Genomic DNA, 16,595 nt, shown 5'->3' on the forward strand with positions numbered 1-16,595 from the left:
GTTGCCGAATGTTTTTCAACTGCAATCAAATAAACTGCAAAACCAAAAGCGCCCGCAATAGTAAACAAATCTCCTAAGTTTATTACGAATTTGTCTTTTATAGCTATAATGGCTAAACCAGCTAAAGCTGTAAAAGCAGCAATCCAAATTTTTAAAGGGGTATTGGTTTTATAAAATGTCAATTTTAATAATGGAATTAGGATAACTGTTAACCCAGCTATAAAAGCACATTGCGAAGCACTTGTATATTTTAGCGCAGTAGTCTGCAATTGAATACCTGCAAACATAGGAACAGCAAGTATAAATCCAGTTTTAATAGCTTCGAAATTAATATCCTTAACGTATTTCCAAAAAATAATGCTGAGTACAATTACCGCTAGAAAAAAACGATAAAATAAAAAAACATTACCTGAATTTCCGCCAATCGCCATTTTGGTTACCGAATACGAAATACCCCAAAACGCGGTACCAAGAATTAACAAAAGCAATATAAATTTTCTTTTTTCCATGTTTGAAATTGTATTACAGAAGGACTTTTTTCATCATTAAATCAGTTTGCTCGTCATCTCCTAATCGGAAGATATGCGTGTCAAATTGTACAAAACCGTTTTTGCTATAGAAACTTACGGCTCTAAAATTCTCTTCCCAAACGCCAAGCCACATATAAGTTGCTTTTAGTTGTTCGGCAGTTTTTTCAGCCTGAGCGTATAATGCTTGGGCAACTTTTTTACCATGAAATTCTTTTGCCACATAAATTCGCTCAATTTCCAATGCATTTACGTCTTCTTTTTCAGTTTGTGCATCAGCTGTATTTAATTTCAAATAACCTACTGTTTTTTCGTCCAAAACAGCCAGAAAGAAATACGAATTCGGATTGTTGAGTTCTTTGGTTAGCTTTTCAGCAGCAAAACTTTCATCCAGATATTTGATCATGTTTTCTTCGCTGTTTACTGATGCGAATGTCTCTGAAAAAGTTTGTCTTCCAATTAATTGAAGAGCAGTTAAATCTTCTAAAGTTGCTTTTTTTATTTCTAATGAATTCATTTTATAACTTTTTAATGCGTTGAAACTTGTTTTTTGTTTCTAATAAATGCGTAAATTGCATTAATGGATTTACAGCAAATAAAATATTTTCTAGCCTTATCTCGTGAGCTTCATTTCTGGAATACCGCCGGAAAAATGAATATTACCCAATCAGCATTGAGCCGCCAGATTCAATCTTTAGAGAATCAGCTTGGTGTTCAGTTGTTTGAGCGTAATAAACGAAATGTCAAACTTACTGCTGCTGGCCAATTCTTAAAAGAAAAATGGGAAGTCGAATTGAACAAACTCGAATTCATTCATCAATCTGCTCGTCAGATCCAGTTAGGAGAAAGCGGTACTATTACCATTTCTCATCCCGATTCTATTTCGGCTTCTCTAATGCCTGAAATTTTATCTCGTATTTCTGAGGCTTTTCCGAAACTTAAAATCAAATTGGTTCAGGTTTTATATGAAAATCAGCAGGATTTCCTTCGCAATTATAAAATCGATTTGGCGATTACCAGAGATATTAATACCTCTAAAGATATTCAGTCACAAAAAATCCACACTGACCATTTAGCACTTGTAGTTCCCGAAGATCATCCGTATCAGACGCCTGAAGATCTGACTAAAGAAACGCTTGCTTCTCAAAAATTCATATTGCCAACAAACGATGAAGGCAGTAGTTACAGCGATCTTATTCGAAGATTATTCAATTCTCTGGAAAACGCTCCAGAAGTATATCTTCATTCAGAATTCGGTTCGGCAATCATTGCTTTGGTTCGAAAAGGACTCGGAATTGCAATTTTACCAGACTCGTATCTTTTTCATGAAATTCCTGGTTTACGATTTATCCAATTACCTTTAGAAACCGATTTGTACATCAATTGGAGAACCGAAGATCATAATCCTGTTTTAGCCAATGTTTTAAAATTGATTGTTCCGTAACTTATGCTCTAAGCATTCCGATGTGTGGAATTCCGTCTTCATCATAAACTTCGCCTTGCTCTACAAAACCAAGAGATTGATAGAATTTTGATAAATGATATTGCGCACTGATCCGAATTGGACCTTTTCCAAATTTCTCTTCGCAGCCTGCTATCGAAGCTTCCATCAGTTTTACTCCCAAACCTAATCCGCGGTGAGATCTTGCGATTACGACTCTTCCAATTGAAATTTCATTATACGATAAACCAGTTGGAAGTAAGCGTGTTACGCCAGCTAATTCGTTATCAACATAATATAATAAATGAAAACTTTTTTGATCTTTATTGTCTAAATCCAAATAAGGACAGTTTTGTTCGACTACGAAAACGTCACTTCTTAAACGAAGCATATCATAAAGTTCGTGATTGCTTAATTCATCAAAAGATTTAATGGAATGGCTGAATGTCATGTTTACTTTTAGGCTTTAATTTTTGACAAAGATACTATAGAGAATAATGTTTTGAAATGCTATTTTTTTATCATGTGATGCAAGAAATGCATTAGTTTTTTTAATCTCAAATTTTAAATTTTAAATTCCAAAATGCAAAATTTTAAATCCTAAAGTTGAAAATTTTTGCCAACAGTATGTCATTCCGACGGAGGAGGAATCTCCACAAGTAGCTCCGTATAGAAAGTTACCAATCTTTATAGAGTTTCTTGCGGAGATTCCTCGTTCCTCGGAATGAGAAGAATGGGGAGGTAATGCGCATAGCTATGTGTTAGAAACTAGTTTCTTTCTACTTCCTTTTTGAGGTAGAAATATCTATGTTTCTATGTGTTTAAAAACAAAAAAACTTTGTCAAAGTTTAGAACTTTGACAAAGTTAAATGTAAACGTAAAATATATTTTTAGTGCGAAACCGTTTTTAAACCAACAATAGAACCCACCAAAGTGGCTAAGAAAAATAATCTCCAAAAAGCTGCAGGTTCTTTAAAAACAAAGATTCCGACTAAAACAGTTCCAACTGCTCCAATTCCTGTCCAGACAGCGTAGGCCGTTCCTAACGGAAGTGTTTCTGTAGCTTTCATTAGTAAAAGCATACTTACAGTTAAGGAAATAAAGAATCCAATATACCAATAATACATTTCAGTTCCAGTTGTTGTTTTTGCCTTTCCAAGACATGATGCAAAGGCTACTTCAAATAAGCCTGCAATGATTAAAATAATCCAGTTCATATAGTAAAAATTTGTGGTGCAAAGTTCTTTTATGAAACGCAGAAAAAATTTAACAAATGATAAAAAATGAAATTATTTTATAAATTGAATTATATAGTAAATAAATCTAATTTGATCTGCCAAAATCTTTTATAATCTGCGTGAAATATTTTTGCGTATAGGTTTTTCACGCAGATCTACACAGATCAAAGCAGATTTATTAAGATTTTAATATAATCTGATGGGTAAGTTTAAAAAATCACCTTATAGTTATTTTAATTCTGCACGAATTCTACTTAAACTAACTTGTGTAATTCCTAAATAAGAAGCAATATGTCCTAATTGTACTCTTTTAATAATTTCAGGATGATCTTTCATTAATTCCAAATAACGTTCAGAAGCATTTTTGAATTGTTTAGAAATTAAACGTTCTTCGGTTTTAATTAATTCTTTTTCCGCAAATTTTCTTCCCCAATTCGCAATGTGAACATCTTCACTGAATAGTTTTCTGAGATTTTCGGTTTTAAGTTCATACAATTCGCAGTCTTCCAAAAGTTCAATATTTTCATATCCAGGTTGATCTTCCACATAACTTTTCATTGAAATAATCGTTTCGCCTTCTTTTCCAAACCAAAACGTTACTTCATTATCTCTTTCTACAAAAGCTCTAACTAATCCTTTTTTTATAAAATAAATATTGGATTCTATTTTATTGGCTTTTAATAGAATATGCCCTTTCGGGAAAATAATTTCAGTGACATTATTTTGCAAAGCCAATTTTGACTGTTCGGGAAGTTGGTATATGAAATCAAGTATTTTGGAAATATCCATATGGAATTTTAGTATTTTAGAATAAAGGTAAAAAGTAAACGGGAAATGAGAGTTGTTTTCATAAAAAAATCCCATTTCATAGAAATGGGATTTAAAATTACCTCTGCGATGAGCTAAAAAACAGAGGCATTTTTGACCAATATATAAGCACTAATTAATTCCGCCACCTAAAGCTTTATACAATAAAACTTGTGAGTTTGCATTTCGCAATTGAATGTCAACAAAATCAAGTTCTGCCTGCAATTTGTTTTTTTGGGCATTAATGATTTCTAGATAATTCGCATAACCGCTCAAATACAAATCGTTTGAGACATTTACAGCAATTTCAAGATGATCAATTTCGTTTAATTTGTATTTCAAAACATCTTCATAAGCTTCATTTCGATGCAATAAAGCACTTAATTCATTGAAAGCTGTTGTTATTGTATTTTGATATTGAAGAAAGGAGATTTCCTGTCTTCTGTTCGAAACATAAAACTCCTGTTTGATCTGACCTTTATTAAAAACAGGCGCTGTTAAACCACCTAGAATCTGCCAAGCGAAAGATCCTGCATCAAAAAGTGTATTGAAAGAAAACGAATTGAATCCTGCATAACCGCCCAAATTTACAGTCGGGAAAAAGGCTGCACGAGCCGATTTTGCGTCTGCGTTGCTCGCTAATAATTCGAAATAAGCCTCAGAAACATCAGGTCTTTTGTGAATGATAGAATCAACGCTGATTTTTTGGTTTAAAACTTCTAGATGTCCAGCTAAAAAGTCTGAACTTCTTTCAATTTTTCCGCCGTATTCTCCTAAAAGAGTTAATAAAGCTTTTTCTGTTTGATCGATACTTAGTTTTAATTCTGAAGCTTCAGCGTGAATGTTATTGTTTTGCGCATTAAACTGTTGTACCGCCAATTCTGTAGCTTTTCCAACCGATCTTTGAGCCGAAACAATATCCAATGCTCTTTCCTGTGTTTTTAAGTTGTCATCATAAATAGTGGCTTGTTTGTCTAAAGCGACAAGCTTAAAATACAAATCGGCAACATCGCCTAAAAGACGAGTTTGTAACAAACGCATTCCTTGTTGAGAAGCAAAAAAACGTTGTTGAGCGGCTTTTTTACGATTGCTTAGTTTTCCCCAAATATCAGCTTCCCAAGAAACTTTTCCGCCTAAAAATAGGTTAGGGGTAACATCTTCGTTGATTCTTTGTTTTTCGGTAATATTTTGAGAAAAGTTAGTATCATAATTTCCGACACCTTCCATGGTATATTTTCCGAAATGTGATCCAGAAGCATCTGCAGCAAGATCTAAAGAGGGAAGAAGTGCCAGTTTCGCCACTTTTAAATGAGAATTGGCAATTAAAATTCTTTCCTGCATGATTAAATAATCCGGATTTTTGGCAATAGCTTTTTTTAGCAATGCTTCTAATTTAGGATCTTTAAAAAAGGTTTCTGTTTTTAATGGAATAAAATCATCCTTAGAAACTTCTTTTCGCTGTGCATCAAAATTTTCTGGAAGTTTTGCAGCGTCTAATTTACTGCTGACTTTTGGCGCAGAACAAGCTGTCAAAAGTAAAACACCAGTTATGACAACGGCACTTTTAGTTGTCCTTAGAAACTGAACATCAGCATTTTTATATTGATTTAATAGGTCTTTCATTGTTTAAATTTATTTTGTTCAATCTATCGTTTAGTTTTTTTAACACATAGAAACATAGATTTTTTTTCTTTCTGTAGAAGGAAATGGAAAGAAACTAGTTTCTAACACATAGCCATACATAAATTCTCTTTCGTATTGAAGATTATCATTTAGTTATGTTTGTTTAAACTAAGAGAAACGCCTTTCCACGCCTTCAAAATCCTATGATTCTATGTGTTTAAAAAAATTAAGCATTAAGATTTACTCATTCGTTTTTCCAATTTTGCAAACAGTATGTAAAGTCCTGGAATAATCACAAGACCAAATACAGTTCCGATTAACATTCCACCTGCAGCAGCGGTACCGATGGAACGGTTACCAATTGCACCCGCGCCAGAAGCGATACACAGCGGAATCAATCCTGAAATAAAAGCAAAAGAGGTCATCAAAATAGGACGGAAACGAAGTCTCGCTCCTTCGATCGCAGCTTCGACAATATCACGTCCGATTTTATTTTGCGCCATGGCAAATTCTACGATCAAAATGGCATTTTTCGCGAGTAGACCAATCAACATGACGAGTGCTACTTGGGCATAAATATTATTATCTAGTCCAACCATTAAAAGTGCAATGTAAGAACCAAAAACTCCAACAGGCAAACTCAATAATACTGGGAACGGAAGCAATAAACTTTCGTATTGTGCCGCTAATAATAAGTAAACGAAAAGGATACAAAGTGCAAAAATGTATATGGTTTGGTTACCAGAAAGAATCTCTTCACGTGTCATACCTGACCATTCTAATTCGAAACGGCTTGGCAGTTTTTCGGCAGCGATTCTTTCAACGGCAGCAATGGCGTCTCCAGAACTGTAACCTTCAGCAGGTTCACCGTTAATCATCGCCGACATATACATGTTGTAACGTGTTAAAACCTCTGGACCGTAAACTCTTTCTAATTTGATGAAAGTAGAAAACGGAACCATTTCGCCTGCCTCATTCTTCAAATACATATCCAAAATACTTTCTGGATTTTGACGAAATTGCGGACTTGCCTGAACCATTACTTTATACATTTGAGAGAAACGAATAAAATTGGTCGCATAAAAAGAACCCAACATCGTCTGTAAAGTACTCATGGCATTGTCAACCGAAATTCCTTTTTTGGCTGCTAAATCGTAATCAATATGAATTAAATACTGCGGGAAAGTGGCATCAAAACTTGAAAATGAATTCTGAATTTCAGGCGAAGCATTTAATTCTTTGATGAATTCTTTGGTTACTTTATCGGTATTGGTAATGCTTCCTCCAGATTTATCTAGTAAACGAAGCTCAAATCCACTCGTGTTACCAAAACCTGGAACGGTTGGCGGTGCAAAAATCTCGATTTGTGCATCGGTGATGTTTTTTGTTTTTTCGGTCAATTCCGCCATAAATTCGGTTACCGATATATCACGTTCGCTCCAGTCTTTTAAGTTGATCATTCCCATTCCGTACGAAGCTCCGGCGATTTCGGTTACAATACTGTATCCAGCAAGAGTCGTTACGTTATCAACACCTTTAATTTCTTTGGCAATTCTAGTTACTTCGTCCAAAGCTTTTTCAGTACGTTCAACCGTTGCTCCTTGTGGCGTTGTAACACTCACGTAAACCATACCTTGGTCTTCTGTAGGGATAAATCCTGAGGCTAAAAATTTTGTTGTTCCCCAAGTTAAAATACAAAACAGCACTAACAAGCCAACGGTAACGGTGTTACGATCAGCAAATTTTACTAATATTTTGATGTATTTTGAAGTAATATTATCAAACCAATGATTGAATCTTTGGAAGAAACGATCTAAAAGTGATTTTTTCTCTTTATTCGGATCGTGTGCTTTCAGCATAATCGCACAAAGGGCAGGAGTAAGCGTAAGGGCGTTAATACCCGAAATCACGATACTAATTGCCATTGTTAACGAGAACTGTCTGTAGAAAACTCCAACTGGACCACTCAAGAAAGCAACCGGAATAAACACGGCAGCCATCACAATCGTAATCGCAATAACGGCACCTGTAATTTCTTTCATGGCGCTAATGGTAGCTTCCATTGGTGCCATATGTTCTTCGGAAATTTTTACGTGAACGGCCTCAACGACGACAATCGCGTTATCGACCACAATTCCGATTGAAAGTACTAAGGCGAAAAGAGTCAATAAGTTAATCGAGAATCCCATCATTGACATAAAAGTAAACGCACCAATAAGCGCAACAGGAACCGCTAATACCGGAATTAAAGTCGATCTCCAATCTTGAAGGAAAAGGAAAACTACGAATGCTACTAAAATAAAGGCTTCAACCAATGTTCTTAATACTTCATGAATTGAAGCGTCAAGGAAACGAGATACGTCATACGCAATGTTGTATTCCATTCCAGGAGGAAAAGACGAACCTTTTAATTCGGCCATTTTTTCTTTTACGCTCGCAATTACTTCAGAAGCGTTTGAACCCGGACGCTGTTTCAACATGATGGATGCAGAAGGTTTTCCGTCGGTTTTAGAAACCATTCCGTAACTCATCGCACCAAATTCAATTTTCGAAATGTCTTTTAATCTTAAAATCGTTCCGTCTGGATTGGCTCTTAACGGAATTTCTTCGTACTGGCTTGGTTCAAAGAACTTTCCGCCGTATTTAATTACATATTGCAACTGATTGTTCATTTGTCCTGAACCTTCACCAACTTTACCTGGAGCGGCAGAAATGTTTTGTTTTTGAAGCGAAGCAATTACTTCATTTGCCGAAATATTATACGAAAGCATCTTTTCTGGATCTAACCAGACACGCATCGAATATTCTTTTTGACCCATGATTTCAGCACGACCGACACCATCAATACGTTTTAATTCCTGAAGAATATTAATATCCGTAAAGTTGAAGATAAACTGCTCATCCTGAGTTTTGTCTGTACTTGTAATATTCAAGTACATCAACATACTGTTTACCTCTTTTTCAGTCGTAACTCCGGCACGAATTACCTCTTCTGGAAGTTCGTCCAGAATCGTGGTAACCCTGTTCTGCACGTTTACGGCAGCCAGATCGGGATCGGTTCCTACTTCAAAGAAAACCTGAATTAAAGTCAAACCATCATTAGAAGTTACGGTTGACATATAGGTCATTCCAGGAACTCCATTTATGGCTCTTTCTAACGGAAGGGCGACGGCATTGGCAGAAACCTCTGCGTTTGCTCCTGTATATTTTGCTGTAACGGTTACAGACGGTGGTACAATATCTGGGAATTGGGTAATGGGAAGCTGAAACAACGCCAGCAATCCCAGAAGGACTATCATAACCGAGATGATTAATGATAATATTTTCCTTCTGATAAATAGCTCTATCATTTTAAATTTTTTAGATAAATAATTAAATAACTGTATTACAGATCAATAAATCTATATTTGTTTCATATTGATTTTATCACCGTCTCTTAATGATTGCGTGCCTTCTTGTACAATCAGGTCATCGCTTTTTAGTCCATCGTTTAAGATGTACACATCATCAAGAGTGGTTTCAATTGTAATATTTGTCATTTTAACTACTCCATCTTTGTTCACGCGAAAAACGTATTGTTTGTCCTGAATAGAAAAAACAGCTTTCTGCGGAATTAAAATTGCATTGGTTTTTGGCTCTGAAATAATCAATTTTCCAGAAGTCCCGTGTTTGATAAATCCTTGTGGATTGTGAAATTTAGCTTTGTATTGAATAGAACCCGTCTGTCTATCGATTTCTCCGTCAGCAGTTCTTAATTCTCCTTTTTGATCATAAATTTGTCCGTTTGGCAATATTAATTTGATATCACCTTGGGTATTTAAGGTTTTGTCTTCCATCATCTGGAAATAAGTGTTTTCAGGAATTGAGAAATACGCATATACATCGTCTAGTTGAGAAACTGTTGTCAATAAAGAACCGTTTTCTACTAAACTTCCTTCTTTAAACGGAATTCTATCAATTGTTCCGTCAAATGGCGCGCGGATTGTGGTAAAATTAATCTGCTGGTCGATTGCTTTCTTTTCTGCAAGTGCATGAGCTACTTTCGCAGAAGCGGCTTCATATTTTGCTTTAGATAATTCTAATTCTTTATCTGCAATTACTTTTTTGTTAAAAAGTGTTTGTGCTTGTTCTAATTCTACTGTAGCGATTCGTAAATCGGCTTTTGAACTTTTATAAACGGCTTCGGCTTTTAACAATTGAATCTGAAGTTCAACATCGCTTATTTTGAAAAGGATTTGTCCTTTTTTTACTTTTTGTCCTTCGCTTACATACACTTTATCTAGTAAACCAGGAATACGAACGTGTATTTCTACATTGTTTTTAGCATGTACGTCGGCAACAAATTTGCTCGAAACGATAGTGTCTTTTAAGGTAACTTTATAAACAGGAACTGTTTTAATGTTGTCTGAATTCTTTTTTGCTTTATCACCGCACGAGACTAAAACGAATAAAGCCAGGGTGCATAAAAGAAATTTATTTTTATAAGTGCTCATCATTAGGTTTTAAATTTTTGAATAAATAGATGTTCTCCCTTGTTTTTGGATACAGGGAGCATGAATTTGGATTTGTTTTCCGAAAAACAATCGGAATAAAAAAATAAAAATGTGTACGAGAAATTCTCTTTTGAAAATAACCGTTTCAAGAATGTTTTTTATATAAATAATTTTTTCCAAATACGAGGTGAACGTATATGAGGAATTCATTCAGAAAACTTCTAAATTTTAGATATAAAAAAACGCCGAGAGTTTAGTCTAGAATAACTGGTACAAATGAAGATGAGGATGTCTTTCAATATGGTATATTGAAGCGATACCATAAATTAAACTTTCTTTATGAAGTTTGAAGTTGACTAAATTACTGAAATAAGGAGCTTTGATGGTACTTTGTTCCAAAGTAGTCGCCCTGCATTTCATTTTCTTTTTTGCAATACAATGAAGATCAATTGTTTTGGAAGAAGAAAAGTCCGAAGAAAAACTTAGTACGTCATCTGCTGCAACACTATCTAATGTAATGCAGGGATTAAGTTCAACAGGAATCGTATACGTTTCGGTGCCTCTAAAAAAAGAAAGCAACGAAAGTAAAACGATATATATGAACTTACTAGGTTTCATTTAAAGCCAATCGGATTAATAATTTAGTATCAGAAAAAAAGGTTTGTATTTTTTGATGGTGCGCCAAATATAGTAATTTGAAAAGGAAGGTTTCTTAAAATTATTTTAAAACCGATTAAATTTAAAAATTTGATAATAATAGAAGTTGATTTTTGAGATTTTGATTTTTATGCGAATTAATTTTTAAAAGTTACTATTTGTGCTTTAACTTTATGAAATCAATTATAAAATGAACGAAAATGCTAAATCATTTCAAAGAAGTAATTACAAAAGCCTACAACGCTTTTAACGAAAGAAACATAGACGATTGTTTGTCTACTATGCAGGAAGATGTACAATGGTCAAAAGCTTGGGAAGGCGGTTACATAAGTGGTCACGACGAAATAAGACAATATTGGACAAGACAATGGGCAGAAATTAATCCGAAAGTAGAGCCGGTTGGTTTTGTAGAAAGAAATAACGGAAGTCTAGAAGTTTTGGTGCAACAAAACGTAAAAGACCTACAAGGAAATCTGATTTTTGACGGATTGGTAAAACATGTTTACACTTTTGAAGATGGTTTGATAAAAACTATGGATATTGAGTTAGTAGAGAATTAATGAAAATATCGTAACCTTTAATTTTGGTCTAAACTATTTAAGTTCTTTATCTTTGCGTTTTAAGAATATATAAAAGGAAATAACTTGTTTTTCCTTGATAAAAAGAATACCACGTGAATTATTTAAAGCTTTTAAGCATAAAATTAATTTTGCTTATACCTGTGATTACTTTCGGTCAGAATTTGGATAAAATAGTAAAAGAAAATAGCGGTAAACGAATCGATACCATAATGCATTTCAAAACCGATTCGCCTTATAATTACATGCCCTTAACGATTATTTCTGGACAAGAAAAAGGACCCGTTTTTACCATTATTGCCGGAATACATGGTTTTGAATATCCACCAATTACAGCGGTTCAGGAGTTAATGAAAGAAATAGATCCGAAGAAGTTGAAAGGAACTTTGATTGTAGTTCCAATTGCCAATGTGGGCTCGTTTTATAAAAGAACACCATTTGTAAATCCGTCAGATCATAAAAATCTTAATAATGCTTTTCCTGGTTCAGAATCAGGAACTATTACAGGACAAATTGCCAATTATATTACAAAAAATATAATTCCAAATTCAGATGTTTTTCTGGATATTCATGCAGGAGATGCTAATGAAGATTTATTACCTTTTGTTTGTTATTATAACAATACATTAGAAGAAAAGAATACTCTTATGAGTCACAAACTTTCGGAGATTTCGGGAATCAATCATATTGTTTCTTATCCATACACCATTACTAAAACAGAACCTGCAAAATATGCTTTTAAACAAGCTTCCCAAAATGGCAAAACGGCTTTAAGTATCGAAGCTGGAAAATTAGGAAATGTGCAGACAGAATCGGTTCATTTGATTAAAAAAGCAGTTTACAATATGCTTAATTATATGGAAATGTACAATAAAGGCACAACACCAGTTAAAAATCCATCAGCGGTTTATCTGAATAATCAGGAATATGTAAAAGCAGAATTGGCTGGCATTTTTCACAGCAACTTAAAAAGCGGTGATTACATTAAAAAAGAAGATAAAATTGGTTTTATTTCGAATGAATTCGGGAAAGTTTTAATTGAAATCAAATCTCCTGCAACTGGAGTCATTTTGTATAAAATCGGAACGCCGCCAGTGAATAAAGGGGAAACCGTTTTTTGTATTGGATTTTAGCATTGACAAAACATTTCTGCGTAATAAATTGACACCTACAACAAACATTAATATTCCGTAGGAATATCTCGTTGGTAAAAAAATAATGTCATTTTCCGTTGTGTCCTGTAGGGACACGTGATATTTCCAATTTCATTTCTACCAACCAGCCATTCCTACGGAATGAAATTGCGCTAAAAAAAGGTTTATACTTTTCAGCATAAACCTTAATCTTATAATGATAAAACAATTTCTTAGTTTGTTCCAGCAGCAACTTTATCCACCAAAAACAATAACTCTCCAGAAACTGGTTTAATCAATTGCATTGGATACAAAGTTGGATTATATGTTCCAGTTGTAACTTCTTTCAAAGCATGAACTTTTTTCTCGCCAAAAGCCACTACAACAATTTTTTCTGCTTTATTGATTAGTGGTGCAGTAAGCGTAATGCGATACATTTTTTGCGGAGCTAAATAATAAGCGTCAACCCATTTGGTTTGTTCGTTTAAAACAGCTTCACCAGGGAAAAGAGAAGCCGTGTGTCCGTCGTCTCCCATACCTAGTAAAATCAGGTCAAATTTTCCTTCTTCACCTAAAACAGTTCTGATTGATTGTTCGTAGCTTGCTGCATATTCTTCAGGAGTAACACCGTCTTGGTACATTTCAAAGATATTCTCTTGCGGAATCGGAACGTGGCTCAATAAGGTTGAATAAGACATTTTTGCATTACTCAAATCATCATTTAACGGAACCCATCTTTCGTCTCCCCAAAAAATATAAACTTTGCTCCAGTCGATTTTGTTTTTGTAAGCATCAGAAGCCAATAATCTGTAAATTCCTGCAGGAGAAGAACCTCCTGTAAGAACAGCTGTAAATTTGCCTTTTGCAGCAATTGCTTTTTCTGCAGAAGCTACAAAAAGGTCTGCAGCTGTTGTATTAATTTCTTCGGTGTTATTATAAATCTGTATCATTTAAAACTTCTTCTTTTGTTTGTGTATTCGGAATCCATGCGTGACCTTGACGAGCCAACAATTCGTCTGCTTCTTCTGGTCCCCAGCTTCCTGCTTTGTAATTTGGGAAATTCTTCGGAGCAGTTGTTTTCCAAACTTGTTGAATCGTTTCGATTGCGTCCCAAGCTTCTTCTACCTGATCCCAACGCATAAATAGAGTAGGATCTCCTAATAATGCATCTGCAATCAATGTTTCGTATGCTTCTGGTGACATTGTAGAACAAGCAAAATAATCAAAAACCATTTCAGCAGGTCTTAAAGACATGGATAAACCTGGTTTTTTAGTCATAAATTGCAGTTTAATGTCCATTGAAGGTTGAATATTGATAATCAGTCTGTTTGGTGTCATTCCTTCTTTTCCGTAAGAAAATGAAGAATGTGGCACTGGTTTAAACTGAATAATGATCGAAGATTGTTTTTCTTCCATTCTTTTTCCAGAACGCAAATAGAACGGAATTCCCTGCCATCTCCAGTTGTCCAGATAAATCTTCATTGCTACATAAGTTTCGGTATTAGAATCTGGAGCAATACCTTTATCTTGACGGTAACCTGGAACCGGAACGCCTTTTACTTCTCCTGCATTATATTGACCTCTTACGATATAATGATCTACTTCTTCTGGTTTGATTCGGCGAATCGATTTTAAAACATCTGCTTTTCGATTACGAATATCATCTGCATTTAAAGAAGCAGGTGCTTCCATTGCCGTCATACATAAAATCTGAAACAAATGGTTCTGAATCATATCTTTTAAGGCTCCAACACCTTCGTAGAATCCGCCTCGTTCTTCAACGCCGACTTCTTCTGCAACGGTAATTTGCACGAAATCAATAAAATTACGGCTCCATAAAGGTTCAAACATAGAATTTCCAAAACGGAAAGCCAAAATATTCTGAACGGTTTCTTTTCCTAAATAATGATCGATTCTGTAAATCTGCTCTTCTTTGAAAGTCTGCGAAAGCATTTCATTCAGTTCAATGGCAGAAGCTTTATCGTAACCAAAAGGTTTTTCGATAATAATACGATCTTGTTTCGGATTTGCAGCCAATCCGATTTTCTTGATATTGCTTGAAATTGTTGAAATGAAAGAAGGCGTAATCGAAAGATAGAAAAGACGATTAGCGCGTTCGCCAAAAGCCAGATCAAAATTGTTGATCTTTTCGTTTAATCCGATGTACGATTCTTCTTTGTCAATATCAAGACTGTGGTAAGTAATATGCGAAAGAAATTTTTCTGTTTCTGGATCATTGTCTGCTTTTCTTCTTGAAAACAGATTTAGATTTTCAGCAACATAAGAGCGAAAATCTTCATTGGTTTTTTCAGCTCTACCGAGAGCAATAATCTGAAACTTTTCAGACATACGTCCGTCAAGGTACAGATTTTGAAAAGCGGGAAAGAGTTTTCTCTTTGCCAAATCTCCAGTTCCTCCAAAAATTACTATAATTGTTGGATTCTTTAGTTTATTTTTAGTCATTGTGTGGTTTAGTTGTGTTGCTTTAATTGTTTATTCAGCCCATTGTGTATGGAAAACGCCTTCTTTATCGATACGCTCGTAAGTATGCGCTCCAAAATAATCACGTTGTGCCTGAATTAAATTGGTTGGAAGATTAGCAGAACGGTAAGCATCAAAATAAGCCAACGAGTTCATTAATCCTGAAACCGGTAATCCTTTTTGAACGGCAAACTGAATAACCGCTCTCATTCCTGATTGGTTTTCTGTTAATTTTGAAGCAATTCCACCGTCTAAAAGTAAGTTTGGTAAATCTGCTTTTGCCACGTATGCTTTTCTGAAATCTTCTAAAATGGTAGCACGAATAATACATCCGCCACGCCAGATTTTAGCAACTGTTTCTAGATTTAATCCGTAGTTGTATTCTTTAGACGCAGTGTGAAGTTGAGCTAAACCTTGAGCATAAGTCACCACAATAGAAAAGAACAAAGCTGATTTTAAAGACGCAATGGCTTCGCTTTGAGAAACTGTTGTTTCATCAGCATTCCAAACTAATTGTTTAGCCGCTTCAATTCTTTCTGGTTTTGTTTTAGACATATCACGCATGTTTACAGCAGCGTCGATTGTTGGAACTGGAACTTGTAAATCCATTGCGTTTTGCGAAGTCCATTTCCCTGTACCTTTAGATCTTGCCCAATCCGAGATTTTGTTGATTAATTGCGTTCCATCTTCATCTTTTTGTTTTAAGATGTTTCCAGTAATTTCAATTAAATAAGATCTTAAATCATCAGTTTGATTCCATTCAGCAAAAGTTTTCTGAATCGTTTCATCATCCAAGTTATAACCTCTTTTCATTAAGTCATAAATCTCAGAAATCAACTGCATGATTCCGTATTCAATTCCGTTGTGAACCATTTTTACATAGTTTCCAGCAGAACCGTTTCCTAAATATTCTACACAAGGTTCATCATCTACTTTTGCTGCAATTGCTTCAAAAATAGGACGAAGTCTTTCATATGCTTTCTGGTCTCCACCTGGCATCATAGCAGGACCGAAACGAGCTCCTTTTTCACCACCAGAAATACCCATTCCGAAGAAGTGGATTCCTTTTTCAGATAATTCTAAAAATCTTCTGTCAGTATCTGTAAAATAAGTGTTTCCACCGTCGATGATGATGTCACCTTTATCTAAATGAGGAAGTAAACTAGCAATTGCGCTGTCAACTGGTTTTCCCGCAGGAACCAATAACATAATCGCTCTTGGTTGTTGAATAAGCTCTACAAAATGTTTTACATCTGTTGTTGCTTCGATAGTGTGATTGGCATCGGCTTCTTGTTGAAGAGAGTTGACTTTTTCTGTATCTAAATCTAAACCTGCAGCCGCGAAGTTATGGCTGGCGATATTTAAAAGTAAGTTACGGCCCATTACACCAAGTCCTACAATTCCAAAATCAAATTTGTTCATAGTTTTCAATTAACTAAATTATTAGAAGAATGTCTGACTGCAAAAAAAGTAAGAGAAAAAACAGTAAAGCTTTTTTATTCAATGTTTTGCAGTAAAACACAGTTTATTTTAATCTTACATTTCAAAATGTAGACCGCTAAGTTAGAGAAAAATGCTGAAAAAGGAGGAGTAAAATCGTTCACTTTTGGTCTTTAT

15 protein-coding genes are annotated in these 16,595 nt (G+C 34.8%); 3 read left to right on the plus strand and 12 right to left on the minus strand.

Going from position 1 to position 16,595, the window contains the following annotated elements:
- The coding region (locus tag VGE71_RS22710) for a DMT family transporter (RefSeq protein ID WP_331140365.1) at positions 1-509 on the minus strand (509 nt) is incomplete at its 3' end.
- 13 nt (positions 510-522) lie between these two features.
- Entirely contained in the window at positions 523-1,044 is a 522-nt protein-coding gene (locus tag VGE71_RS22715) for a GNAT family N-acetyltransferase (protein WP_331140366.1), read from the minus strand.
- 63 nt (positions 1,045-1,107) lie between these two features.
- Between VGE71_RS22715 and VGE71_RS22720 the strand changes: the two genes are divergently transcribed.
- Positions 1,108-1,971, plus strand: coding sequence for a LysR family transcriptional regulator (locus VGE71_RS22720; protein ID WP_331140367.1), 864 nt, complete (start codon positions 1,108-1,110; stop codon positions 1,969-1,971).
- Between the two features lies 1 nt (position 1,972).
- Here the strand turns inward: VGE71_RS22720 and VGE71_RS22725 are convergent, their stop codons facing one another.
- From VGE71_RS22725 to VGE71_RS22755, 7 genes are all read right to left on the minus strand, one after another.
- Positions 1,973-2,419: a GNAT family N-acetyltransferase gene (locus VGE71_RS22725; protein WP_331140368.1), complete on the minus strand. Its 447-nt coding sequence runs from the start codon at positions 2,417-2,419 to the stop codon at positions 1,973-1,975.
- Positions 2,420-2,858: 439 nt separating this feature from the next.
- A complete protein-coding gene (locus tag VGE71_RS22730) occupies positions 2,859-3,185 on the minus strand; it encodes a multidrug efflux SMR transporter (RefSeq protein WP_331140369.1) in 327 nt (108 codons plus the stop codon).
- A 249-nt stretch (positions 3,186-3,434) separates the two neighbouring features.
- Positions 3,435-3,995 (minus strand): Crp/Fnr family transcriptional regulator, encoded by a 561-nt coding sequence (locus VGE71_RS22735; RefSeq protein ID WP_331140370.1) that lies wholly within the window; start codon positions 3,993-3,995, stop codon positions 3,435-3,437.
- Between the two features lie 150 nt (positions 3,996-4,145).
- Entirely contained in the window at positions 4,146-5,636 is a 1,491-nt protein-coding gene (locus VGE71_RS22740) for a TolC family protein (RefSeq protein ID WP_331140371.1), read from the minus strand.
- Positions 5,637-5,869: 233 nt separating this feature from the next.
- The gene (locus VGE71_RS22745; RefSeq protein WP_331140372.1) at positions 5,870-8,986 is read right to left on the minus strand and encodes an efflux RND transporter permease subunit; all 3,117 of its coding nucleotides are present in this window, start codon (positions 8,984-8,986) and stop codon (positions 5,870-5,872) included.
- A 51-nt stretch (positions 8,987-9,037) separates the two neighbouring features.
- Positions 9,038-10,129, minus strand: a complete 1,092-nt coding sequence (locus VGE71_RS22750) for an efflux RND transporter periplasmic adaptor subunit (RefSeq protein WP_331140373.1) — start codon at positions 10,127-10,129, stop codon at positions 9,038-9,040.
- Positions 10,130-10,387: 258 nt separating this feature from the next.
- Entirely contained in the window at positions 10,388-10,747 is a 360-nt protein-coding gene (locus tag VGE71_RS22755) for a hypothetical protein (RefSeq protein ID WP_331140374.1), read from the minus strand.
- 239 nt (positions 10,748-10,986) lie between these two features.
- Here VGE71_RS22755 and VGE71_RS22760 point away from each other — a divergent pair, with 239 nt between their 5' ends.
- Both VGE71_RS22760 and VGE71_RS22765 read left to right on the plus strand, forming a co-directional pair.
- Positions 10,987-11,346: a nuclear transport factor 2 family protein gene (locus VGE71_RS22760; protein ID WP_331140375.1), complete on the plus strand. Its 360-nt coding sequence runs from the start codon at positions 10,987-10,989 to the stop codon at positions 11,344-11,346.
- A 113-nt stretch (positions 11,347-11,459) separates the two neighbouring features.
- Positions 11,460-12,497 (plus strand): succinylglutamate desuccinylase/aspartoacylase family protein, encoded by a 1,038-nt coding sequence (locus VGE71_RS22765; RefSeq protein ID WP_331140376.1) that lies wholly within the window; start codon positions 11,460-11,462, stop codon positions 12,495-12,497.
- A 233-nt stretch (positions 12,498-12,730) separates the two neighbouring features.
- On the opposite strand, the gene pgl is transcribed toward VGE71_RS22765, so the two are convergent.
- The 3 genes from pgl to gndA are packed head-to-tail and all read right to left on the minus strand — an operon-like array spanning position 12,731 to position 16,400.
- Positions 12,731-13,447 carry a 6-phosphogluconolactonase gene (pgl, locus tag VGE71_RS22770; protein WP_331140377.1) on the minus strand — a complete coding sequence of 239 codons (717 nt, stop codon included), beginning with the start codon at positions 13,445-13,447 and terminating at the stop codon, positions 12,731-12,733.
- Positions 13,431-14,960: a glucose-6-phosphate dehydrogenase gene (gene zwf / locus VGE71_RS22775; protein ID WP_331140378.1), complete on the minus strand. Its 1,530-nt coding sequence runs from the start codon at positions 14,958-14,960 to the stop codon at positions 13,431-13,433. The genes pgl and zwf overlap by 17 nt, the downstream gene beginning before the upstream one ends.
- Positions 14,961-14,990: 30 nt before the next feature.
- A complete protein-coding gene (gndA, locus tag VGE71_RS22780) occupies positions 14,991-16,400 on the minus strand; it encodes an NADP-dependent phosphogluconate dehydrogenase (RefSeq protein ID WP_331140379.1) in 1,410 nt (469 codons plus the stop codon).
- Between the last annotated feature and the right edge of the window lie 195 nt (positions 16,401-16,595).

This window comes from Flavobacterium sp., from assembly GCF_036405015.1.
In the GTDB taxonomy this organism is placed as follows: Bacteria; Bacteroidota; Bacteroidia; order Flavobacteriales; family Flavobacteriaceae; genus Flavobacterium.

Excerpts from the sequence above, each read along its gene's own strand:
- pgl (WP_331140377.1), bottom strand. The coding sequence starts at position 13,447 with ATGATACAGATTTATAATAACACCGAAGAAATTAATACAACAGCTGCA.
- gndA (WP_331140379.1), bottom strand. The coding sequence starts at position 16,400 with ATGAACAAATTTGATTTTGGAATTGTAGGACTTGGTGTAATGGGCCGT.
- VGE71_RS22755 (WP_331140374.1), bottom strand. The coding sequence starts at position 10,747 with ATGAAACCTAGTAAGTTCATATATATCGTTTTACTTTCGTTGCTTTCT.
- VGE71_RS22735 (WP_331140370.1), bottom strand. The coding sequence starts at position 3,995 with ATGGATATTTCCAAAATACTTGATTTCATATACCAACTTCCCGAACAG.
- VGE71_RS22745 (WP_331140372.1), bottom strand. The coding sequence starts at position 8,986 with ATGATAGAGCTATTTATCAGAAGGAAAATATTATCATTAATCATCTCG.
- zwf (WP_331140378.1), bottom strand. The coding sequence starts at position 14,960 with ATGACTAAAAATAAACTAAAGAATCCAACAATTATAGTAATTTTTGGA.
- VGE71_RS22725 (WP_331140368.1), bottom strand. The coding sequence starts at position 2,419 with ATGACATTCAGCCATTCCATTAAATCTTTTGATGAATTAAGCAATCAC.
- VGE71_RS22730 (WP_331140369.1), bottom strand. The coding sequence starts at position 3,185 with ATGAACTGGATTATTTTAATCATTGCAGGCTTATTTGAAGTAGCCTTT.
- VGE71_RS22760 (WP_331140375.1), top strand. The coding sequence starts at position 10,987 with ATGCTAAATCATTTCAAAGAAGTAATTACAAAAGCCTACAACGCTTTT.
- VGE71_RS22715 (WP_331140366.1), bottom strand. The coding sequence starts at position 1,044 with ATGAATTCATTAGAAATAAAAAAAGCAACTTTAGAAGATTTAACTGCT.
- VGE71_RS22750 (WP_331140373.1), bottom strand. The coding sequence starts at position 10,129 with ATGAGCACTTATAAAAATAAATTTCTTTTATGCACCCTGGCTTTATTC.
- VGE71_RS22740 (WP_331140371.1), bottom strand. The coding sequence starts at position 5,636 with ATGAAAGACCTATTAAATCAATATAAAAATGCTGATGTTCAGTTTCTA.
- VGE71_RS22720 (WP_331140367.1), top strand. The coding sequence starts at position 1,108 with ATGGATTTACAGCAAATAAAATATTTTCTAGCCTTATCTCGTGAGCTT.